At 57.0% G+C, this 22935-nt stretch carries 20 protein-coding genes; 7 read left to right on the top strand and 13 right to left on the bottom strand.

Annotated elements, in window-relative coordinates; translation table 11 throughout:
• Positions 1–10: 10 nt before the first annotated feature.
• From A3709_RS09405 to A3709_RS09390, 4 genes are all read right to left on the bottom strand, one after another.
• Positions 11–2383, bottom strand: coding sequence for a retention module-containing protein (locus A3709_RS09405; RefSeq protein WP_066053488.1), 2373 nt, complete (start codon positions 2381–2383; stop codon positions 11–13).
• Between the two features lie 225 nt (positions 2384–2608).
• Positions 2609–3190 (bottom strand): TauD/TfdA family dioxygenase, encoded by a 582-nt coding sequence (locus A3709_RS09400; RefSeq protein WP_066053485.1) that lies wholly within the window; start codon positions 3188–3190, stop codon positions 2609–2611.
• Between the two features lie 93 nt (positions 3191–3283).
• The gene (locus A3709_RS09395) at positions 3284–3580 is read right to left on the bottom strand and encodes a hypothetical protein (protein ID WP_066053484.1); all 297 of its coding nucleotides are present in this window, start codon (positions 3578–3580) and stop codon (positions 3284–3286) included.
• 91 nt (positions 3581–3671) lie between these two features.
• Positions 3672–4103: a DUF3237 domain-containing protein gene (locus A3709_RS09390; protein WP_066053482.1), complete on the bottom strand. Its 432-nt coding sequence runs from the start codon at positions 4101–4103 to the stop codon at positions 3672–3674.
• A 140-nt stretch (positions 4104–4243) separates the two neighbouring features.
• Here A3709_RS09390 and A3709_RS24995 point away from each other — a divergent pair, with 140 nt between their 5' ends.
• Positions 4244–4645, top strand: coding sequence for a DUF6445 family protein (locus tag A3709_RS24995; RefSeq protein ID WP_369795138.1), 402 nt, complete (start codon positions 4244–4246; stop codon positions 4643–4645).
• Positions 4646–4730: 85 nt separating this feature from the next.
• On the opposite strand, the gene A3709_RS09385 is transcribed toward A3709_RS24995, so the two are convergent.
• Entirely contained in the window at positions 4731–5075 is a 345-nt protein-coding gene (locus tag A3709_RS09385; protein ID WP_156507643.1) for a hypothetical protein, read from the bottom strand.
• 394 nt (positions 5076–5469) lie between these two features.
• Between A3709_RS09385 and A3709_RS24990 the strand changes: the two genes are divergently transcribed.
• From A3709_RS24990 to A3709_RS09375, 3 genes are read left to right on the top strand one after another with little or no spacing between them, the layout of a single operon-like run.
• Entirely contained in the window at positions 5470–5763 is a 294-nt protein-coding gene (locus A3709_RS24990; RefSeq protein ID WP_082850017.1) for a DUF3667 domain-containing protein, read from the top strand.
• Positions 5676–6203, top strand: a complete 528-nt coding sequence (locus A3709_RS09380) for a hypothetical protein (RefSeq protein WP_197484140.1) — start codon at positions 5676–5678, stop codon at positions 6201–6203. The genes A3709_RS24990 and A3709_RS09380 overlap by 88 nt, the downstream gene beginning before the upstream one ends.
• The gene (locus A3709_RS09375; protein ID WP_156507642.1) at positions 6149–7450 is read left to right on the top strand and encodes a cytochrome P450; all 1302 of its coding nucleotides are present in this window, start codon (positions 6149–6151) and stop codon (positions 7448–7450) included. Before A3709_RS09380 ends, A3709_RS09375 begins: the two co-directional genes overlap by 55 nt.
• Before the next feature lie 17 nt (positions 7451–7467).
• Here the strand turns inward: A3709_RS09375 and A3709_RS09370 are convergent, their stop codons facing one another.
• The 7 genes from A3709_RS09370 to A3709_RS09340 form a co-directional block, all read right to left on the bottom strand.
• Complete coding sequence (locus A3709_RS09370) at positions 7468–8679, bottom strand: SGNH/GDSL hydrolase family protein (protein ID WP_066053473.1); 1212 nt, start codon at positions 8677–8679, stop codon at positions 7468–7470.
• Positions 8680–9007: 328 nt separating this feature from the next.
• Positions 9008–9901, bottom strand: coding sequence for an aspartoacylase (locus A3709_RS09365; RefSeq protein ID WP_066053470.1), 894 nt, complete (start codon positions 9899–9901; stop codon positions 9008–9010).
• Between the two features lie 142 nt (positions 9902–10043).
• Positions 10044–11249, bottom strand: coding sequence for a zinc metallochaperone GTPase ZigA (gene zigA, locus A3709_RS09360; protein WP_066053467.1), 1206 nt, complete (start codon positions 11247–11249; stop codon positions 10044–10046).
• 15 nt (positions 11250–11264) lie between these two features.
• Positions 11265–11699, bottom strand: a complete 435-nt coding sequence (locus tag A3709_RS09355; protein WP_066053464.1) for a TerB family tellurite resistance protein — start codon at positions 11697–11699, stop codon at positions 11265–11267.
• Positions 11700–12548: 849 nt separating this feature from the next.
• Positions 12549–12941, bottom strand: a complete 393-nt coding sequence (locus A3709_RS09350) for a choice-of-anchor R domain-containing protein (RefSeq protein ID WP_066053462.1) — start codon at positions 12939–12941, stop codon at positions 12549–12551.
• Between the two features lie 159 nt (positions 12942–13100).
• Positions 13101–13538 (bottom strand): ABA4-like family protein, encoded by a 438-nt coding sequence (locus A3709_RS09345; protein WP_066053459.1) that lies wholly within the window; start codon positions 13536–13538, stop codon positions 13101–13103.
• A 57-nt stretch (positions 13539–13595) separates the two neighbouring features.
• Positions 13596–15740 carry a TonB-dependent receptor gene (locus A3709_RS09340; RefSeq protein ID WP_066053457.1) on the bottom strand — a complete coding sequence of 715 codons (2145 nt, stop codon included), beginning with the start codon at positions 15738–15740 and terminating at the stop codon, positions 13596–13598.
• A 318-nt stretch (positions 15741–16058) separates the two neighbouring features.
• Between A3709_RS09340 and A3709_RS09335 the strand changes: the two genes are divergently transcribed.
• The 3 genes from A3709_RS09335 to A3709_RS09320 all read left to right on the top strand — a co-directional run bounded on the left by A3709_RS09335 (position 16059) and on the right by A3709_RS09320 (position 22280).
• Positions 16059–17669 (top strand): carotenoid oxygenase family protein, encoded by a 1611-nt coding sequence (locus tag A3709_RS09335; protein ID WP_197484139.1) that lies wholly within the window; start codon positions 16059–16061, stop codon positions 17667–17669.
• Positions 17670–18401: 732 nt separating this feature from the next.
• Positions 18402–20642 carry a TonB-dependent receptor gene (locus tag A3709_RS09325; RefSeq protein ID WP_066053451.1) on the top strand — a complete coding sequence of 747 codons (2241 nt, stop codon included), beginning with the start codon at positions 18402–18404 and terminating at the stop codon, positions 20640–20642.
• 210 nt (positions 20643–20852) lie between these two features.
• Positions 20853–22280 carry a phosphotransferase gene (locus tag A3709_RS09320; protein ID WP_066053448.1) on the top strand — a complete coding sequence of 476 codons (1428 nt, stop codon included), beginning with the start codon at positions 20853–20855 and terminating at the stop codon, positions 22278–22280.
• Positions 22281–22285: 5 nt separating this feature from the next.
• Here A3709_RS09320 and A3709_RS09315 read toward each other — a convergent pair whose 3' ends face one another.
• On the bottom strand, positions 22286–22903 hold the full coding sequence (locus A3709_RS09315) for a TetR/AcrR family transcriptional regulator (RefSeq protein WP_066053445.1): 618 nt from the start codon (positions 22901–22903) through the stop codon (positions 22286–22288).
• Positions 22904–22935 lie beyond the last annotated feature (32 nt).

The following is a 22935-nucleotide window of genomic DNA, read 5'->3' as shown; positions in this document are numbered from 1 at the left end:
CCGAACTCACCTAAAAAGTCTGGCCAACACCAGTGAGCGCGACAGGTCCACCGCCCCTTTCAATGGACACGATTAACGGGCCGCCATCTCCTGAAAACACCACGCTACCCATGGTCGTCTCAGATGGGTCTGAGTTGTTGTTGCCGTCTTCATCGGCGATTTCACCCGACCCGCCAGGTTCTCCCCCCTGTCCACTGGGCAAGCCTGCCTCATATACTTCGGTACCCGAGGCACCAAGATCAGGTGCACTGATGACCGCGTCACGGTCGCCGATGGTAATAGTGAGCTCAGCATTATCGAAGTCGGCATCGCCGGTCAGTGTGTAGGTGAACTGGTCGGTAACACCACCAGGCGTGTTCTCATTGCGGGTGTACTGGTAGCTGCCGTCCTCATTCATTTCAAGCACGCCATATCTGCCCAACATGGCGAAATCGTAGTCGCCTGAGTAGCCGACTACCGACACACCGGCGATATAGGAAATTGCGGCTCCATCAGCGCTTACCACATCGCTATCGGCGATCACGTTTCCCGACACGGGCCCATAAGCTCCCGGCACCAGGCTGTTCACATCGTCTGCGGCTACAACTACATCATCGACGATGTTGATCACGATGGACGCGGGCTCTGAATAGGTTGAGCCATCATCGCTCACCGCCACCCAGAAGGCATCGGTCACCGGCTGATTTGTATGATTGGCAGGGCCGTCCAAATCGTACTGATAGGAAATGCTACCCGCCTCATAGCCCGTCAAGGTGACCGCACCATACTGGCCTGCGAACGTTACCCAGGTAGTGCTGTCAGTCACATCAAGTGAAGCCAGGACTTCGATTGAAATATGCGTCTGCCCCGCCTCTACCGAGGTATCGCTCACCAGCAGTCCCGTGATGTCTGCCAGACCATCACCGTCCGCTATCGTGATAGTTCCGCCGGTGGTCGTTGAATCCTTACCCTCGGCACTGCCGTTGGGCGACAGTCCCGCTTCGTAAACCTCGGATTGAACACCTTCAATATCCGGAAGATCATCTAGCGGATGAAAAATCACTGTAGGGCTTTCATTAAGCACCCGTACGTTTACCACGGCATCAAGATTAAGCCGCTCAAAATTGCCCCCGATGGCAAAGGCAATACCCAATTCCAGCGTCAATCCCTCAGGCCCCATATCGAGCGCTGCCGGCCCCGGAAAAGTTACCTCACCAACCGTTTCACCGGCCCGGATCAGAATGGTCTCGGCATTCGTCAGGGTCAGGTTCAGGTCGGTTTCCGGCGCATATTCCAGCGTCGCTTGTACGGTGATATCGCCACCTTTGCCAATATCAGCGGCCGATAGTTCGACCTGGGTAGGGTCAATAGTGTCCACCACGTTGAAGGCAACGTAAGCCGGCACCTGCAGTTGTTCGAATACACCCGGCGTATATGCAACAACCTCCAGTATCAATGTCATACCATCGACGATAGCGTCGTCATCCTGCACAGGGAATGCGCTGGAGACTACCGGCGTACCTGGCACATAGTCTGTATCGAACAGAAAGGTCGCGCCATTATTGAGCGACACCTCAAAGGCCTGCGCGGGCGTAACATCGAGAGTTGCTATCAGCGTCGCATCGCCGGAGCCCTCCACTACAGTGACTGCTGTTATGGACAATGAGCCCGACTGTAACAACGACGACGGTGCGGATGCCTCAGGTTGCGAGGGTGTCTCAGGAGACGCAGGAATATGCTGTATAGGCGACTCCGGCGATGGGTCTGTCCCTGGAACCGAGGGCAGCTCGGGAGCTGACGCGCCAGGATCTTCAGGAGCAACCTCGAGGGGAGGGTTTTCAGACACTGCCGGCGTTTCTGGCTCGTCACCTGATTGCCGGGGCGGATCGAGAACGGGCGAGTTTTCCGGTTCTGGCGTGTCATCAGGTGTCAACTCGATAGCTTCGCCCGCATTACCCACACTATTCAGCGGCGTCTCGGCCTCCGAGTTTGCCGCAACCCCGAAACCTATTTCGTCCAGCTCGAATCCAATACGATCGACCCGCACGAAAGAGCTCCCGAGGTTACCTGTCACAGCGCCCGCCGCGGGTTCCTCCAACAGATCCATAAGGTCGCCGTCGTAGTTTCTCAGCAATGCCTCTAAATCATCGGGTGCATCCTCTCTCGACGACTGAGGCCCTTCAGGCACATGCTGTTCGGTCATAGCGGTAGACAGTTCAGCGTCTTGATTCGCTGAGAAGGGAAGATCCCAGGCGCTGAGCTCAACGTTGGCGTCGGGACTTTTGAGCAATTGCTCACCGGCTATCAGGCTGTCACCCTCATTGAGCTCACGAATTTTTCCATCCAATCCGCGGACGAAAACTACGCCCTCCACTTTCGCCACTGTACCAATAATCTGATTCATCGATTCCTCCGGCGCCTGTGAAGGCGGTTCGTATATCGTAAGGAGGATTCTGCAATGGCTATACCAGATGCCTTTCGATTCTCAAGCAACTGTTTTTAATCGGGTTTTTTGCTTTGGGCGGCAGGTGACTCATCTCAGCGTGCAAATTGCGAATCGTCTTGCAATTCAAGGTGAGAGCAAGCGAATCAAATACCCGCGGGCGGTGGCCGCTCTTTGGCAAGCCTTCTACAGAAAGCTATCGTCGCTTCTGGCACCGGCCATGTCAGGCAACGCATGAACAAAGGCGTTCAGGGCTTGTGCATTGATCCAGACCCTGAGCAAATGACGCCGCCGCTCCGGTTCAAGCCAGTCTTCAAACGCCGTGCGTGAATGCAGGGTATAGCAGTTCTTAAGCAATTGGATATCGCCGGTGCGAAAATCCATTGGGACATAAACAGCGGGATCACGACAGATTTCGTCAATCAGGGTGAGCAACTCGTTCTGAGCTTCGGTGAGCCGCGGCACGCTCGAATCGCGCTGGGCGTCGCGCACATACCAGCCCACGAAGAATGTGCGCAAGTGCTCGCCGTCGTAGAAACAGATAGGTTTAGGAAACGCCGGGGCTTCGCCCTCTGCCTGTTCATTATTCCGGCGGTAGTACCAGGGCCGAAACAGCCGCGCTGTCAGGTCGGGTCTACGAGCAAGAACTTCATCTAACAGCGTCACCGAGCTGCAAACACGGCTCTGGCCCCCATTGCGAGGGATGTTCAGGCAGAGCAAACCGATCAAATCGGCGCCGTCAGACCGACGGGGCGCTCTGGTTTTCACGGGTATCCCGCACATGTCCCAGTAGATCTCCTGCGGCATTTTGCGAGGCCAGCGGCCCTAGCTGTTCGGCAAAAGCCCGATAGACAATATCGCTTAGCTCAACACCCCAGCGCTCCGCGGACAGCCCCGGCACAAACGGAACCCTTTGCCCTGCGCCATTGTTTTAGCCAGCTCCAACACTAGCGGCACCACACTGGGGATAGCAGCCTGAATGGCCACGGCATATTCAGCTGCCAGACTACCTTCGGCAATAGTCCTGCCCATTGCCTCGAGCTCCTCGATTTCCAAGGTTGTGAAGTGCCGAACCCACAGCGCCTCCTCGGCGAAATCGGCGGCCCTCCAGGCGCGGCAATCATCGATAGGCTCACAGAGGGGCGTTTCGGCAGACATCGTAGCCCCAGGGTTATATCTATTTCATTCGACGGCTTGCATCGGCGCCTGTTCTCGAGACGTAAGGGCCTCGAGCGAAAGCACCATTGGCCTAGGCTACAGGCCGCGCCTCGTACATTTCATACACGAGCACACCTGTCTCCTGATCCACCTGCCCAGCGGACACCGCCTGGATACTGTTGAGCCAGGCGTAGCGCTCCGAGCCGGTCTGGAAGGTAGGCGCAACTGCAATCAGCCCCGTGGCTGTCTCCATCCTGCCGGTATACTCGACGAAGATGAATTCACCATCATCGGTTTTCAGTGTCAGGCGCACATCCAGCGATGCAACTGTACCGTCTTCACTAAAGGTGGCCCAATCCGCAGCGTCATTGGTTGCCAGCTCAGCATTGATCCGTTCGCCAGTGAGCTTTACCGAAGTGACGTCGATGACCACTCTGGACCCCAGAGGGCCGCGGCCGACGTTAACTGGCTCACCGAGCTTGGCCTCAATCCTGGCCAGTGGATGGAGTTCGATTTGGGGCATATTTCTTGGACCTGTGTTGTTATGGATTGCTCATGCAAGGTAACGGGAAAGCCGCAGCGGGTCCAGCTGCTGACAAGTTCTATCTTTGCCTGAGCAGACAAACCTTGTGTTTTCCTTAGTGACAATCCAAGGGACGCCGAATGACTTTAGCGCTAAACCACAGCGCTGAAATAAACCTCATCAATATCGACGACACAACGCAGTGCATTGTGGTTGACGATTCCCTGCAAAACCCCGACGAAATCGCCGGAATTGCAGCTGCAACTGATGCGCGGTTTATCTACTCTGAAAGAGACTACCCCGGCGGTGTTATGCCCTTGCGAGCGAGCGATACGGAAGCGCTACAGCGATTTATCCGCAACAGAATGAGCCGCCTGTTTCTTTTTTGTTGTGGGGGGACTGAATCTGAGCACTCAACGCTGTCTCGCAACACTACAACCGGAAAACTTCACCTGGATTCAGCGGCTATGTCATACCGATCCTGGCCTGCTTGCCAACTACGCGAACTACGCCTCCATTTACAGAGATGTCGGCTCGGCTGAAGTTTTCGCCTACCAGAAATTGACGCCTGTCAGCCAACTGTGCATCGAGCCAGTCCAACTCGCGCTCCAACACGGCACGAGACTCCTAGCCCTGTTTTGGCCCGAGCTCCATACCTCGGATCATGCCCTTACGAATCACCGGCCACATGAACTGGGTGAACAGGCGGGAAAGGATGGACAGGCCCGCCAGAAATCGCGGCTTTACTGTCGCGGGATACTCGAGCAAGGCCTCAGAGTAGAACATGCGACGGGTATGGAAACCGATGCTTTCGCCAAAGCGCTGTTCCAGCGCACGCACCTCCGATGCGTCATTCTCGGGTGTTAACCGCCTGAGCGTGCTCGTGCGCTGCTCAACCCAGTCAATGATGTCACCTGCCCCCTGGGTGTAGATGCCATCAATCTCCAGGGTGGGCAAGGTCGTGCTGGTCAAGCCACAACGTGAGGCCCACACACTGTGCAGGCCTGGCGCCAGGCTCACCAGTTCGTGGGGAAGTATACAGATAGTACAGCGCCCAGCGGGCTTTTTCGCAGATGTGAGAAATCGAAAAAATATACAGAGAACGCATAGATTTCTCCTGAACCGGGTAGCCGCATACTTTGCGTCATGGTCGCTTGAGACATCGAATAGACGAAGCCTACATATTATCACGAGCCCATGGTCTATGGCGGAATGTTGGCCAACTCACTTCGGCTGGCTCAGAACATTGCCTACGCCGCCTCACCGCAAAAATTGCGACGTCCCGCTTCAGGATAGCTACTGCTATCGGTGTGGCCAGCGCAACGTCAATCTGTAGCGGTCAATTTACCTACTCCTGAGGGACACGGTGCGGGAGGCGCTCGACATCAATGACCGCATTGCACGCACGCTTTGGAGCCTGATGGCACAACCAGGCCACGTCATGGCCAGCTACCTGGCCGGAAAACGGCAACAATACACGCCTCATCTGCCCACCGAACTTCTGCTGGCGCTACGATTCCTGCCCGTGGGACAATGGACGGGAGCACGACCAATAAAGGCATTGCAGAAGACATGCAGATATCACAATCCAAAGCCGTTATCGGGCTCGTACTGGCCATCTGGACAGGTATCGCCAGCGCTGCCACGTATGAGACCGTGATCACATGGACGCCCGATACGGCCAACTTCCCGGATCATTCTGACGACGCTGCCAACGGCGATCGCGCCGTGATTAGCTGGAGCACCGATTTAAGCAGTGGCAGTGGCAGTGGCAGTGGCAGTGGCAGTGGCAGTGGCAGCTCAGCGGACATCATCGATCTGCGTGTCGACCTCTATGGAAACGGCGTGTTAATTCAAACGGACAGGGCAGTGATCAACACCATAGTGCAACCTCTTCCGGATATCGGTGTGGGCCGGGAAGATCTCCCTCTGGACAGCGCAGTAGACCTCGACTTTGACCCGGATAACGCGCCCAGTTTCCTGACATATGTCGATACCGCCCGTTACCATCCCTGCCCTGGGTGGCTGGAGCCTGTTCGGGGGCATTGGAGCAGTACTATGAGGTCGTGTACCGCGGCGACGCTGAGCGCGCAGCCGTAACCCCCATGCCCAGAGCACCTTTATATTCAAAACGCGCCGATGAAATCCTTTCGAGGGCAGCGATCACCCATCCACACACGCTCTACGCGCAGCTACGTGAGCACACACCGATCGCCCGTATTGGTGACTCAGGGTTCCATACCGTAGCGACTTGGCCGCACATTGAGGAAGTGCTCGGCCGGGAGGATGACTTCTCGGCGAACCTGACCGGGGTTCTGTATCTGGGCGACAGCGGCCAGCCAGCGTGCTTTGAGCTTCCCCAGAGCGGCTCTGCCACTGTGATTGCCACCGCAGATGACCCGAGGCACGCGGTCCACCGGACCCTCCTACAGCCCGCATTTCTCGCTGCGAAAATAAAAGCCATGGAGCCACTCCTGCGCAGTTGGGCCAGCGCCACCCTGGCGCCGCTGGCGAGTGAAGGCGGTGGCGACTTCACGGCCTTGGCAGAACAGGTACCCGCCAGAGCCGTCGCGCACCTGCTCGGTCTACCCCAGGAAGATATGCCACTACACCGGCAGTGGGCCATGATGGGCGGTGATATCCTGGCGGGCAAAATCACCAGTGAGCGCCTGGTATATCTGGCAGAGCAAACAACGCAAATGGCCACTTATTTGGCAGCGCAACTGGACGCCGTGCCAAATCACATCGATGCTGGTGCCCATTCCCCCATACTATACTCGCTGGCCAAGGCCATAGCGCAGGAAACCATCTCTCGGGAAGAGGCTGTTGGCATCGCGATTGTGTTGTTTGGTGCGGGCGGCGAATCGACCAGCGCACTGATTGGCTCGGCCCTCTACCGACTGGCGGGCGATACAGAACTGGCGGAGCAACTTCGCCGCAAACCAGCGCTTATACCCCTGTTCATAGAGGAAGTGATTCGCCTGGAGCCGCCATTCAATTTCCACTATCGGACCGTGCGCAGGGCCTGCACACTCGGAGGTTTTGACCTGGTACCCGGGGACAGGCTGATGTTGCTATGGGCGGCGGCGAATCGCGATGGGGCAAGGTTTGTTGATCCTGACACCCTGCGGCTAGATCGAAGGCACAGCAGACAGCACCTCAGCTTTGGCCGCGGAATGCACTTCTGTATCGGCGCCGGCCTGGCACGACTGGAAGCGAAGATCATCGTGGAAACGGTGCTGACTGATCCGCGAAGGCTAGAGCTGATGACAACACCCAAGCCGGTGTACGCGGACAGTATTTTTGTGCGGCGCTTTGAACAACTCCCTCTGCGCTTTGCCGATTGAGAACTAGCGCCCCAGGATTAATAGGCATCGGCAATCATGGCGCACCATGCGCCATAGGCTTTTTCCTCGGGCATGGGCCGGAGCCAGCCCTGGCTGTGCATTTGTTCCCCGAGCCAGTACGCCATCCAACATTGCAGATACGTCGAGGGATGCACCAGGTCCCAGAGCACGGCGCGGGATGCGTCTTTGCACACGGTGGAGTTAGTGGCAAATACGCCGAGGGTCATTCCGCTATCGCAGCAATCTTGGAGCGCCCCCTCAGCACCTGCGGAACCCAGCAACACCTCATTCGCGACGAGATTGAACCCCAGTTCTGCCGCGCCGATCTGCAGGTCGAAAATCCGTGTAAACCATTCGCTGACATCGGCGATTTCCACTTCTGCCCCCGGCGACTCGGCCCGAAATTCAGCCACCCTTTCAGCCAGCGCCCGATTGTGCCAAACAGTCAGCTCATGCAGCCGACTGGAGAATTCCAGCAGCCGCTCCTCGTCGCTGGCGAAATCACGGGACACCAGAAAACGGTCGTTTTGCACCACCATGGGTGTCTTGCCGAGATACGGTAGATTAATCACCAGAAAGCGCTGCAGTGCGAGACTGCGCAGATATCCAAGGTGCACTCGCAGCGAGCCAACCACACGGGCTACAAGCTCACGGTATCCATCCTCGGAGAAAGACTGACCTAACAGCGAACTGATCGAGCTGTCGTAGGCCTCCTTGGAAATATAGTCATTGGCCCCGGCCCACAGCACGGCAACGGTGTGTGCATCATGCTGGACAGCCCCGCCTTTGAGATAACGCGTGGCGTAGTTATCGATCTGGTCTTCGAGATCGCCACTGACGAAGAACTGTCCGTTGGTATAGATCCGCTGGATTAATTCCTCACTGCTCATGGGTTCGCGGGTCGCAGCCATGGCACCACCGCGGGCGTGGTTCTGCAGGGCAAGATTGGCAGACACTTCCAGGTAGTCGGTCCACACCAGCACGTTGGCAAAACGCCCCACCCAATAGGGTTTTCGCGGCACCAGCTTTAACCGCCGGCGCAGATTGCCCGTGTCACTGAGGCTGTCGCCAAAGACGACCAGTCGAGTGATTTTGGCCCGCTCTGACCAGTCATCAAAAACAATCGAGGTATACACGCCCGTATCCGGGTTCAGGGTTCGCACCAGGCCAGGTCGATACAAATCTCCCCGGCGACGGCGCGCCAGGGTTTCGCGGCATACCTTGCGCAAGTGAAGATAGGGCTGCTGGGGATCTAGCGCCCATTCAGGGTCCTAACTGATGGCGGCGGTCGCCTGCACAAACCCGTCGTCCAGCTTTCCGAGCACGAAAATCTTAGCGTCATTCGGTGTGCGTGCATTAATCCAGCCCTTGGGAGCCGCCGATTCGGTGTGCTCGCCGGGCTCTAAACGTGGCTTCAGAGAACTCTCGCACTGCACCAGCCAGCGAGTTTTCGCAGCGGGCGTCGCCTGCTCCGCAACGGGCTGTGACGTGCTGCAGCCGAGCAGCGCAGCGCTCCATGTGAACAGCAGAAAAGCCCTGAGCCAATGCGCTCCCGCGTTACTCGCCTTCCCAGCTCACGGTTCTTTTGCGCATTAGCGAGAGGCCATGGGCCTGATCGTAATAGGCCGCCTCATTCACAAATGCAACATGGACACTCTCGGGATAGTCAAAGGGAATGGTCTCCCCGTCCACGCTGATAAATATCGGATCCCCGGGCGACAATTCACGGTAGTCTCGGTCCTGTAACTCGGGGTGAATCATGCCGCAGATGGCGCCATGTTCATCGCGGGGCAGATGCAGCTTCTCGATAAACTGATACATATCCGCCTGCCGCGGCGAAGGTAAGCTATCTTCGCCTCGGGCACGCAAGTCAATGAAATCCAGGGCGTGCGCGAGGGCACGGGCGGTTTGCTCGAACACGTCCCAGCGCAACAGGCCCTGCGGTACAGGCCCCACCTCGATGAGCATGCTGTGCTGGCCAATCGAACACAAGAAGGGGTCTTCATCGCGTGTGCAGTTCTCATCGAAAATCACCACATCGGGCATTTTTTGCTGCACATACAGCGCCATATCCAACGCCTGAGGGTCGTGCTGCTGCACCACCAGGGTGACTCCCATATTAGCGGTGGTGGTATGCAGGTCGATAATCCAGTCGGTCGGGCTATCCGTCCCTTTAGGCCCATACTTTTCGTTAATCTCGTGCGCCAGCACCTGCTCGCCGTTCTGTGGCTCGGTGTTCAGCAGCGCCGCTGTGAAGCAGCGATTCAGATCCTGTTCGAGATAGCGCCTATTGGCGGCCATAGCGGGCAGATTGGCGAGCAGGGTTTGTGCCGTAAAGCTGTCGCGGGAGAGTTCCTGGAGATTGCGCTGCAGGCGCCGGACAAGGTGTACGCCTGTCACTTCATTGCCGTGTGTGCCGCCGACGATTAACACGCGCTGGGAATCAGCCATTACAGACCTCCTGAATGCATAGCTGATTATCTTGCCACATTCAGGCCAGGATTACCGAAAGCAACCCAGCTAGCTGATGCCCGGTTGTAGCCGCTCAACGCCCGAAGGTGGGATCAGAGCAAGCCTCTGCTAGAAATGACATTCAGTCCCAGGCTGGGAATGGATCCTCCAGTGAATACCAGTATTCTTTGCCACGCAGCACTTCCTCTTCAGTGAGTAAGCAGTCATCCAGCAACCGGGTGATTCTGGCTTCATCCAGGCCCTGACCAATGAAGACAAGTTCCTGACGCATATCACCAAAAGGCTCAACCCAATTGTTGTGAATGGTCTTGATCAGCTCAGGGTCACGGGGCCATTTTTCCGGCGCAATCGCTTTCCAGAACATACCCGCAAAGCCGTAGTGGGCAATGCCTCCAGCCTGGCTCCACTGACCCGCGAATTCCGGTCGCGAGGCCAGCCAGAAATAGCCTTTGGATCTAATGGGTCTGCCGATGTCATCAAGGCTGTGAAGAAGCGCGTGAAACTTGGCTGGATGGAAGGGCCGGCGAGCTCCGTAGCTGAAGCTACCAATCCCGTATTCTTCTGTCTCCGGCACATGCTCACCGCGCATTTCCTTCAGCCACCCCGGCGCTTGCTGGGCCCGAGCAAAATCAAATCGGCCGGTATTGAGAATCGCATTAATGTCCACTTTGCCATTGGCGATCGGGATGATCCTGGCTTCGGTATTCAGGGTTCTGAGGATGGCCGTCAGGCGTTTGATGTCATCATCTTCGGCCAGGTCCGTCTTGCTCACCAGAATCACATCGGCAAACTCCACCTGGTCGACCAACAAATCGGTGACATTACGCTCGTCGTCTTCACCCAACGATTCGCCCGTATCCTGCAGGGACTTGGCTGCGTCATAGTCGCGCAGAAAGTTGACTGCGTCGACTACCGTCACCATGGTGTCCAGAGTTGCCACCTCTGATAACGACACGCCGTTTTCGTCAGCAAAGGTGAAGGTTTCCGCTACAGGTAATGGCTCGGAAATACCCGTCGACTCGATCAGCAGATAGTCGAATCTGCCGTCTTGGGCCAACGCCGTCACTTCTTCCAATAAATCTTCACGCAATGTACAGCAGATACAGCCATTGCTCATTTCGACCAATTTTTCTTCGCTGCGGTTTAACGAGACCTCGTTGCGAATGATTTCAGAGTCAATATTGATTTCGCTCATGTCATTCACAATGACTGCCACCCGCTTGCCTTCACGGTTATTTAGAACATGGCTGAGCACGGTGGTTTTACCCGCCCCCAGAAAGCCCGACAATACTGTCACGGGCAGCGTGTTTTCGACATGGGTTTGCATCAGTTCTACCTCCGGCTAACCGGCGCTCAATCCTGCGACGTCAGCAAAACTTAATTCCATGGCCAGGGCGACCATATTGAAGTAGCGCACCTCGGAGGTCGCTACCCGCTCGTCAGCTTTCAATACTGTTATCAGTGCGTTCAGTATCGCGAGGCGCTCAGACTTTGGTAGTTGTGGCGCCATGCGAGCTATGTATTTCTCAAGTGGCGCGGCTTCGTACAATTTTGAGCGCGCAGCAATCCGAATGTCGCTACTGGCAACGGGCTCGTCCAGCATTTCCTCGAGCGTTTTCTTAACCACCTCAACCTCGACCGGGTGGGTATAAGCGTCCGCATCTGTGGCACGCGCAAGCACCATAAGCAGAAGTTCCCGGTAAATTTCCCGGGACGGCTGGGCCTCTTCTCCACCTCCAAACAAACGTCTTACGTGATCCAGATCGACTAGAGCCATTACTCATTCCTCTACAGATTCATAACAGGCAGACTCTCGCACAGGCACACCAAGCTCTCAAGGAGCAGCGATCGATCAGGACGACTGCCGCTAAGAGAACAGAGGAACGACACACGCACTATGCCACGATCAGGCTGAACGCGGCAGGTGAAGAGAATGTCTCAACTTAGATGATACAACATATCATTTATTATGGCAGCGATATTAATTGCGTCAAGTGCGCCGGTGTCGCTGGAATTGGAGTACAGTTACAAGCAGCGCCAGAATGCTGATCAGGGTGATCTGCAAGGGCACGGGTACTGGGGAAGAGCCGTTCTCCGGCGGGACCGTACCGCTTGACGGCAGCTCGGTGCCCTGTTCATCGCTCTCACCGCCTAATACCAGGCCATAGGGTGAGCGAGGATCTGCCTGGGCAGGAATGACTACCGTACTCGCACTGTAGCCGCCATGCTGGGGGGGTAAATGTCACGTCGCTAGAACAAGTTTGATTGACGGCGAGGACCTGCCCGGAACAACCGTCGACTGCCAGCGCAAACCCGTCACCGACGGTGAGTGTTCCCAGCGTCTGGGGCGCGGCGCCGTCGTTGATGATCTCCGCTGTCATTGCGGCGCTGGTACCACCCTAAGCCACCAAGCCAAAATCGAGGCTCAGCGGGTTTGCAGTCAGGCTCAAAGGGGCCGGCGGTGCCATATCACTTGCCAGGATCCGAAATTCGGGGAAAACAGCGAAGATGTGGGGCCAGCGCACTGCCAGCTGGGCCCGAGGCCGGAGCCCAGGCACTTATTTACGAAATCGATGGAGCCATTACCGTCGAAGTCAGTGCCAATAAGATAGATAGGGGCAGGCTGTTAATCCACCTGGTTACCGTCGATAGTGTAAATCGCCGTACCGATGCTGCCGGCGCCATTGCCCCCCGCGATCACGAGGAAATACGAGGTGTCTGCCTGTAAATCGGTACTGCCGGTGTATTGGCTAAACCCAACGGGGTCGGTGGGACCACTTAGAGCACCCACCGGATTCCCAGGTTGAGCGAATGCGTCCATATCCCAGATTTCGACAACGACATTACCGGGCGCCAGCAGATTAACGGCATTGATCTCTACGCCATCCACCCTGAGAAACTGATCATCCGTGACAAAGGGAACAGCAATATAGTCAAGGGAAGATATGGGTTGATAGCCATCCGTACTGGGTTGGTTGAAGTTACCCAATACGGTATTGGGCACTGCATTCGCACCCATGCTGACACAGAGGCACAACAATCCCAATGCCAAGTGTTTTGCCAAAACGGAACCGCCGCATGTGTTGCCCGTCATGCACACCCCCCGATCGAATTCAAACCTAACTGAACTCACTGTAGCTCCAGAAATCGGCAGGCAAGAGCCCCTGCCTCACGACAGCTAAGTCTCGCTCAGAGCCCCGCTGCGCCGCATACCCAGACGCAGCAGCAGATAAGCCATGAGCCCGGCGGGCCCTGCCATCAGAGTCGCGAACAGCAACGGCGTTGTTAGCCAGTGGTTGATATTCTCGCGCCGCGCATCTCTGACTATCCACGCACCAATGAATAAGTCGAACACCAGATAGTGCACCCAGCCTGCCAAGGCGGCCGAGGGGCTTTGGAACAACAGAATCACCGCCTCGAGGCTGCCAAAGCTCGCCCCTTCTGCCGCCGGAGGGCCGAAAAAAAAGGCATAAATATAAACCGGCCCCAGCAGCAAAGGTACCCAAATAGCATGCACTATACGCTGGGTTAGTGGGTGATGGGGCAACAGGAACAACAACAGCCAGGCCGGCAGGACTGCGTAATTACAAATGAGAAACAGCGTATCTAGCGTCATCGAACCACCTCTTGTAATAACGGGCGCGATTCACTGCGTGAATCGCGCCCGCAGGGACTAGAAGCTCAGCGAAAATTCCACGCCGTAGTTTGTTCCCTGGGTGTACTGGCCGAAGGTCACCAACGGCTCAATCCGCACCCGACGTGCGTACACCTCGTCGGTGAGATTGCGACCGAAGGCGGTAATACGGTAGTCAGCCCAGGCGTAGCTCAGGGTCAGGTCGAGGTTCTCAATCGAATCGATGGTGCCCAGTGGGTCGTTATTGAGAATCGTCTCAATCTGGTCCTGATAGCGGTAGGACAGATAGGCGGAGAAATCACCGGGGCCAATTGTGCGCGTGTACGTAGTGGACAGTCCAAAGGTGTTCTCGGGCGCATTGCGCACGATCAGACCGGAGTTATCCGTGGCGATAGCGTCGCCGTTCAAATCGGCGACAAAGTCATCGTATTCCGCGTCCAGATAGCCGTAGGCTGCGCGCAACGACAGGCTCTCGGTCAGCTGCGCCTGCAGCTCCAGGTCGACACCGAAAATATCGACGGTCGCCGCATTAACCACGTTCGTGGCAACAATACCCGGTGCCGTTTCAATCAATACTTCTTCCTGCTTATCAGAGTAGTCGCTGTAGAACACCGAGGCATTGAAGATCACGCGGCTCTCAAACAGCGTGCTTTTCATGCCTAACTCAAACGTATCCACGAACTCAGGATCATAGGATTCAGCTGTGGAGAAGTCGGTGTTACGACCGAAGTAGCCGCCGCTCTTGAAGCCCTCTGCATAGGATGCGAAGAGCATGATGTCTTCGCTGTAGTCATAGGAGGCACTGATCTTGGGTGACAACTCGCTCCAGTCGTCACTCAGGTCGGTCCGGGTCAACGCCGGCTGCGACATGGTCAGTGGGTCGTAAAATACGGAGTTGCTGCCGGTAAAACCTTTCTCTTCATAGGTGTAGCGCAGGCCACCGGTAATGGTCCACTTGTCACTGATGAACCAGTCGGCCGAGAGGAAGCCCGCCCAGGCCATGGTATCCTGGGACTGCTCCGCGTAGCCGATCGTCGTTGGTGTGAAACCTGCACCCCCGGGTACACCGGGCACAATCGAGCCAATCTGGTCGAGCACGTAGAACAACTGGTGGGTAGAGAAGTCCTGGGTGTATTCAGATTCCCAGTAGTACACACCTGCAATCACTTCCAGGCTATCGCCAATTTCAGTTGCGAGACGGAATTCCTGGCTGAACTGGTCGTAGGTTTGCTCAAAGCTCAGGAACAGGAAAGGGGCGGGACTGGCGTCATATTCCGAGACAGTGTTTTCTTCCTGATCACGATAGCCGGTAATGAAGGTCAGCACCGCGCCACCGAGAATCCAATCGACCGTCAGAATGCTGGTGTCATACTCGGTATCGTTGGGATTGCGCCCATTCATGGAGTTGTGTTCTTCGTCGCTGCCTTCATCGAAAGCCTCACAACCCTGCTCAGGTCCCCATGGCACGAACGGTATCGGCGACAGGGTGCAGATCAGGTCTTCCGGCTGGTTGAAGTTCGACCAGGCACCGACATCGGTCTCGTCCTTGTTCTTCTCGTAGTGGAACTTGACGCTCAAGTCATCGGTAGGTTGACCCAACAGCGCAAAGCCATAGGTTTGATAATCGTCGCCGCCCACATCCTTATCGAGTGTCGTGTTGTGGATCCAGCCGTCACTGTTAATCGAGTTGGCAAACAACTTTATGCCAAGCCGGTCTTCGATAATCGGCGCATTGACCACCGCTTTATAGTCTTCCCGCCCCTCACTGCCTACCGTGATGCTTGCGTCTACACCCCAGTCCAGTGTCGGATCGGTGCGGATAACATTGATGACCCCGCCGATGGTGTTGCGGCCGAACAGCGTGCCCTGCGGCCCTCGCAGCACCTCGATGCGTTCGATATCGAAGTTGTTGAGCAACTGACCGCTACTCACCCCTAGGTATACCCCGTCGAGCATGACCCCAATGGCAGGATCAAAGCTCTTGTCGATTTCCTGGTAACTGACCCCGCGAATACTGATGGAGGAGCCACCTGGCACGGTATTGATATTGCGGATAATCACATTCGGGGTAATACCCTGAATGTCTTCGAGCCGGCGGATACTGGGCTCTTTAAGCTCAGAGGTGATTGCGGTCACCGCGATTGGCACATCCTGAACCGATTCGGCGCGCTTGCGGGCCGTCACTATGACCTCCTCTAGCGCGAGACTCTGCTGTTGGGAATAGGCAGTCGATGGCATCGCTGCAGCCATCAGGGCCAAGGAGACACTCGCGCCAAGCACGCGGCGAGGGCTAACGAAACGACAAGCTTGCATACACACCTCAGAATCTTATTTGTATTATTTTTGAACAGGATAGCCTCACAATGACAATTAAACAATCCGTTCATCCTGTTTTATTTTCAGAAAGATTGCTCTAGCATGCACAGGTCCGGCGGGATTCGCCCGGCCAAATGCGCCACGCAGCCGCGCGCCGCAAACCCGAGATTCGCGGAGACGATATCTATGAGCCCCACCCTGACTACCCTTGTTATTATTGTTTTCGGCCTGTTGATAGCGCGCAGATTTCTAGCCCCCGTGTTGGTCGGCCGCTGGATAGCGCGGTTGCGCGCTGACCCTGCCATTGACGAGTACAACGCAGCCAGCGCATACAGCCAAAGGGGATTTGACCCGGTCCACACCGAGCTCGGCCGTGTCGCTCTGCCCATTCAGGGTGAGCTTCCGCCTGACTTGCAAGGCGCATACCTGCGCAACGGCACCAACCGGCAGGTACAGGACAGTCGCTCGCGGCTGCACATGTTCAATGGTGCCGGCATGCTGCATCAAATCCAGTTCCGCGACGGTCAGGCGTGGTACTCAAACACCTTTGTTCGCACACCCAGGTTCGAACATGAGCGCGCCGCCGGACACGAACTCTATCCCGAATTCGGTGATATCGCAGGCAATGGCAAGAAGGGGTTTGCGCGCATCATCAGCAGCGCCATGGCCCAGCGCTTTGGTCTGGCGCCAAAGATGAGTAACGAGACCAGCGCTTCCTCCACCACGGCGATTCAGTACCATCACGGCAAACTTTACGCTCTGCAGGAAACCGCCCATCCCTTTGCGCTGGAGACGCGCATGGAGAACGGCCACCTGATCATTAGCGGCAAGGGGGCATTTGACGAATTCGACGGCGTGCTCACCGGGCCCTTCACCGCCCACCCGAAGATAGATCCCGCCAGTGGCGATTGGCACTCCTTCAGCACCCACCTGCAAAGCGGCAAAATCTTCTATTCAGTGCTCGCCGCAGGGCAACTGAAGTTTTACCGCGAAATCGCCGAGGCCAAGCCCGCCCTGGCTTTCGTCCACGATGGCTTTCTCACCCCTAATGCCGCAGTGTTCCCGGACTTGTCACTACGCTTTGATGGCGGCCAGATGTTCAAGGAGCACGCCAGTCCGTTTTACTATGACCCCGACTATGAGATGCGCTTTGGCGTCATTGATCGCAATGACCCTGAGCACGCGGAGGTGCATTGGTGCGATACGGGCATGGACGGCCATATCTGGCACACGGTGAATGGCTGGGAGGAAGCCCGCGCTGATGGCGGCGCCGATCTGGTCCTGGTGGCGCCGGTATTTCGCGCCTATCCGAGCAATGTGCCCATTCACTTGCCCCAAGAGCCGCATGCGCACCTGTATAAATTCCGTTTTGACCTGGCCACCGGTGAACGCCGCGACAGCCGCTGCCTGCTGGAACACTTCTATGAGCGCCCCAGCTTCAATACCGCCTGGATAGGCAAGCAGACCCGCTACGCCTACCTGCTCGACGAAGAAGGCGCGGGCGGCGTCATGGCCAGCGGCGTGCTCAAGTACGACATGATCGACGAGCAAGCCGTGGGTGAGTTCAGCTACGGCGACTACCGCGGTGGCGAAGCCTTGTTTGTGCCGCGCGAAGGGGCGACGGAAGAAGACGACGGCTATCTGATCGAGCTGCTAATGGCAGACGAGGACGCGGCTCTGCTGGTGCTTGACGCCCGCAACATGACAGAACTGGCCCGGCTACCACTGCCCCAGCGCGTCCCTTACGGTGTCCATGGCTGCTGGCTCGATGCCAGCCAGCTAGAAACCCTGGCCTGATATCGCGATTCTGGAATCTCACGCGGCCCGCTGTGATCAATGCGTGATCAACATAAGCAAGACTTATGTGACCACTTAGTAAATATGAGTTGTGCCGGGGCGGATGGACCTAGAATGACCTTTGCGCAATAGGACTGCCCACAAAGAACAATGGCAAATATCAAGGATCGCTGTGCATCTCCAGCCTGGCGACCACGCCAGAGTTTGCCTTCGCTGCGCCACTAGCGACGCAGCCCCGCAGGATGCAGGGCAGACAACATTTAAGCCCAGATGAACGCTGCTTCCGGCCTGGTCATAGCTCGGACAAAACTGACCACTGCAAAAACGCCACAACCAGAGCTCTTCCACTTGTTACACGAATGCGTGTACCCTTGATCAATTAATCAGCCGACCAATACCCCGACCCTGTGATTTCCGCCCTCAAACAAGCTCAATCCGCGCGCATTTTTGCGCTGCTGGCGCTGCTGCTTGTGGCGGGCATGCAATCGGTTAAAGTCGCACATGGCCATTTCGAACCTAGTGAAGAGGTCGAATGTTTGGTCTGCGACACCTGTTCCCTGCTGGCGGTCACAACACCGGCGGTCACACCCCTCTCTGTTTTNCAAGCGGCGACGACTAGCAGTGACACTACGCTCGCTGCTTATCAGGCACTGAATCGCCACTACGACGGCCGCGCACCCCCTCACTTTTCCTGAATTAGCCCCTTTTTTACTATTTTTTCAGGAGAGAACCATGAAGCGTTTGATATGCCTCGCAGTCGCTGCTGCGTCCGCGTCGGTCGCAGCCGAAGACCGTACCCTCGAGCACGTGCTCGTTTCCGTGCCCATTCACAAACAGGAGGCGGACACCGCCCTGCCCGTCACCATTCTAAGCGGTGACGAATTGCGCCGCCAGGCCGCCACGACCATTGGCGAAACTCTCGGCAACCGTGCCGGTATCGCCAATTCCACCTACGGACCGGGCGTCGGCCGACCCGTGATTCGCGGCCAGCAGGGCCCGCGCGCCATTACCCTGCAGAACAATATTCTGTCTGCTGATATCTCCAGCCTGAGCCCGGATCATTCGGTGAATGTTGAAGCGCTGACCGCCGAGAGCATCGAGGTTTTGCGCGGCCCCTCCACCCTGTTGTATGGCGGTGGCGCTATTGGCGGCGTCGTCAACGTCATCGACAACCGTATTCCACGCCAGCCGGTCGATGGCATCGACGGAGCGGTTGAGTATCGCTATGACGACGCGTCTGACATGGACGCGGGCGTCTTCATGGTGGAAGCCGGTCTTGGGAATTTCGCCTTCCACCTCGATGGCACGACACGCGAGACCAGTGATCTCGATATTCCCGGCATGGCCATTGATGAGGCGGCGCTGGAAGCTCAGGAAGAACTGCTTGGGCATCATGACGAACATCACGATGACGAACACGGTGATGAACACGACGAACATGATGAACACGGTGAAGAGGAGGTCGAGAACACCGACGGCTATATCGCCAACACCGACAGTGATACCGACGTTCTCACGGGTGGCTTCAGCTTCCACTTTGGCCAGGGCAGCTTTGTCGGCCTATCCGTCAGCCACCTGGAAAGTGAATATGGCATTCCACCGGGCACCCATGACCACGACCATGGCCACGACGAAGAGCACGAGGAACATGGCGAGGAACACGATGACCACGACGAGCACGGCGAAGAGCATGATGAGCACGACGAGCACGACGAGCACGACGAGCACGGCGATGAACATGACGAGCACGAGCATGGCGAAGAAGAAGAGGAAGTCATCCGCCTCGATATGGAGCAGACCCGCTACGACGCCATGCTGCACCTGCAAAACCCATCGGACAGTATTGAGGCCGTGCGTGGTTTCCTGACCTATACCGACTACGAACATGCCGAACTCGAAGGCGTAGAGGTAGGCACCATGTACAACCGCGAGACCTGGGAAACCCGCCTGGAGATGGTTCACGACGCGTTCCTGGGCAACAACGGTGTGATCGGCCTGCAATATCGCGCCGACGAGTTTGAAGCCGCCGGCGAGGAGGCCTACGTACCCAAGACCGACAGTTCAGAGCTGGGTCTGTTCCTGCTGGAGGACTTCCACAGTGGTGACTGGATCTACGAGGCAGGCCTGCGCGTTGACCTGGTGGAGCGCGACCCGGACGCGGCAAACGCCTCCGAAGAAGACTTCACCAGCTACTCGATCTCCGGTTCCGCACTCTGGCAGTTCAGTGACACCTGGCAGGCCGGTGTTTCACTGTCGCGCTCTGCGCGTGCTCCGGCCACTGAAGAGCTGTTTTCCAATGTTGACGCGATGGATCCAGAGGAATACGTGACGCACGCGGCCACAGGCATCATTGAGGTCGGTGACCCTGATCTGGATGAAGAAGTGTCAGTCAATGCTGACCTCGCCCTGCAGTGGCACGCGGGTGAATCCTGGGCAGAGCTGGCGTTCTTCTACAACACCTTCTCCGACTATATTTTCCTGCTCAACAGCACCGAGGAAGTCGACGAAACCGCTATCTACTTTTACGAGCAAGAGGATGCGGATTTCTACGGTGTCGAACTGGAAAGCGAATTCCATCTGACGGAAGTTGGCGGTGGCGCACTGGCCCTGGGTCTGCGCGGCGACATGATCAGCGGCGAGTTTGACTCCAGCGGTGATGTTCCGCGACTCCCACCCCTGCGTCTGGGCGCCTCCCTCAGCTGGACCGGCGATGCCTTCAGCACCTGGGTGAGCGTGCTCGACGCCGCTGATCAGGACAACCCCGGTGACTTCGAAACCGAAACAGACGGCTATACCCGCTGGGATATGGGCGCGGACTATCGCTGGACGTTCTCAGACAACAGCGACCTGTTGGTGTTCTTGAAATGGAAGAACATTGGCGACGATGAGATCCGCCTGAGCACCTCGTTCCTGCGCAACTACGCGCCGGAGGCCGGCGAGTCCGTTGAAGCCGGTATTCGCCTCAGGTTCTAAGAACTACCTCACACTCGCGCCGGCCGGCTCTGGTTGGTCGGCGCGATCCCTCCTCCACGACCCACCCTCAAGCCCTAACCGGCGAGCGCTGCCAGTTCGGTGAACTGGCTTCTATCACGACAGCCATTGACCAGAAGGTAATTATATAGTCAACGATCCTACCCTATGCTCTTGTTATCAGCAGCACAGCCATCGGCCAAGGACGATTCCATGACAGCAGAAACATCGAGCAAAACCTTTGACCAGGACCAGTTTGAAGCCGAATGTATTGCGGGCATCACGGACTGGGTCGCAGAGAATCTGGGTGGCACGGTCGTCTCTACCAAGCGTCTGGAGCGTTGGCGACCACAGTGGAAAGTGAGCTATACGGTCGACGGGCAAGAGCACGCTGTGCTGGTGCGAGGCAATCGCCCGAATGCCGGCGAGCACGACTTGCGCTTTGAAATGGATGTAATGGCGGCACTGGAGGCCAACAACATTCGGGTGCCGCATATCTATGGCTGGATGGACACCCCCAAGGCATTCGTCATGACCTGGATCGATACCGAGGACCGCGCCCCGGGCATGCTGCACACCGCGATTGAAAATCCCACAACCATGAGTGACGAGCGCTGGCAGGCCATGCTCAGCTACATGGATCACCTCGCCCAGGTGCACGCTGTACCGGTCTCCGAATTCACCCACATCAAGTCGCTGTCCGAGCCGCCCGAGACCGCTGCCGATATCGCCCTGCGGGCCACCGAGCGCATGTATATGGCCGGTGTTTACACCAACAACAACGATTCCGTATTCGAGTTCCTGCAGCACTGGCTGCGCCGCAATGTGCCCGAGCACCGCACCAAAGCGAGCTTCATAGCCGGCGATGCCGGCCAGTTCATGTCCGCCGGTACCGAAGTTCTGGCCCTGCTGGACTTCGAAATTGCCAGTATCGGTGACACTCACTGGGACCTGGCCTGTTTCCGGGGAAGACACCCCTATGAAAACATGGGGGATATTCCTGCACTGTACCGACGCTACGAAGAAGTCACGGGCGAACCCGTCGATCTACCGGTGGTGGCCTATCACACCGTGGCCTTTTTACAGTTGGCCGGTATTGCCACTAAGTTTTTCGGCGACCCCAGAGCTATTGGCGGCAACTGGATCGAGGGCCTGCTTGAATACGCGAGCATTACCCGCCGGGCCTGCGAAGCCATTGCCGAGCTACAAGGCTTTGAGCTGGACTACGACCTCACGCTGCCGGAACCTGCCTTCAAAAGCCTGGAGGAATCGGCACTGGAAAAAATGCTCGCTGATATTGCGCGGCTCCCCACCTCGAGCGCCTTTCAGGATTGGGAACGCGACCTGTTACACGCCATTCCGGAATTCCTGCTCAACCACAGCCGCTATCGCGACTGGTTCGAAGGCGAAAGCATTCGCGACATTAACGAACTCACGGGGGGACGTCACACCGATCTGACAGCGGCGGACAAGGCTATCGTCGCCCTCATCGCCCACAATGATTCCGATGACGACGAAGCGCTGGTGCAGATCATGCACCACCGCTCGCTGCGTTTGTCGATGATTATTGCAGGCACCAATCCTGACCCGGACAACCCACTGTTCCACATTCTCGACCCGATTCTCGCCGCGGCGGACTAACTCGTTCAGCCGCGCTGGATACCGCGTATAAATATATCCAGCGTGGTTTCAATGGTGGCCCGGTCGTAGCGCGGGATCGTCCCATGGCGGCTCTCGGCAATCAGCAGGGCGACCTGGGTGCGATGAAAGATGGTCGCAACCTGTCTTGCGTCGACATCCCGGATAACGCCGTCGCGTATTCCACGCTTGAAGATACGCTGGGCCCGGTCGCGCCAGCGCTTATTGCACAACACGACCTGCTTGCGATACTGCTGCCCCAGGCCCTCGTCGTCACGGGCGAACAGAATCAACACCGGATGCTGCTCGACAAAATCAAATGAAGCCAGGAACAGGGCGCGCAATTCACCGAGCGGATCATCCTCGACCGATGAGGCACGGTGTTCGGAGAGTGTCGACCACTGGCGCAAGCCATCTTCGATGACCGCTGAGAAAATGGCCTGTTTGTTACCAAAGAAGTGAAATACCAACCCTTTGGACACACCGGCACGCTTTGCGACCGCATCCATGGTGGTTTTCTTGAAACCACGCTCGGCGAAACACGCGCCCGCTGCCTGCAATACTCGCAGGCGCTTGCGCTCAGACTCCTGTTTGCGCCGGGCCTCGTAGCCGGGCTCCGTGGGCATAATACCTCTTGGCCTCACTCAGCCCGGCCACA

Source organism: Halioglobus sp. HI00S01, from assembly GCF_001635445.1.
GTDB lineage: Bacteria > Pseudomonadota > Gammaproteobacteria > Pseudomonadales > Halieaceae > Halioglobus > Halioglobus japonicus.
This window is presented reverse-complemented; position numbering and strand designations above follow the sequence as displayed.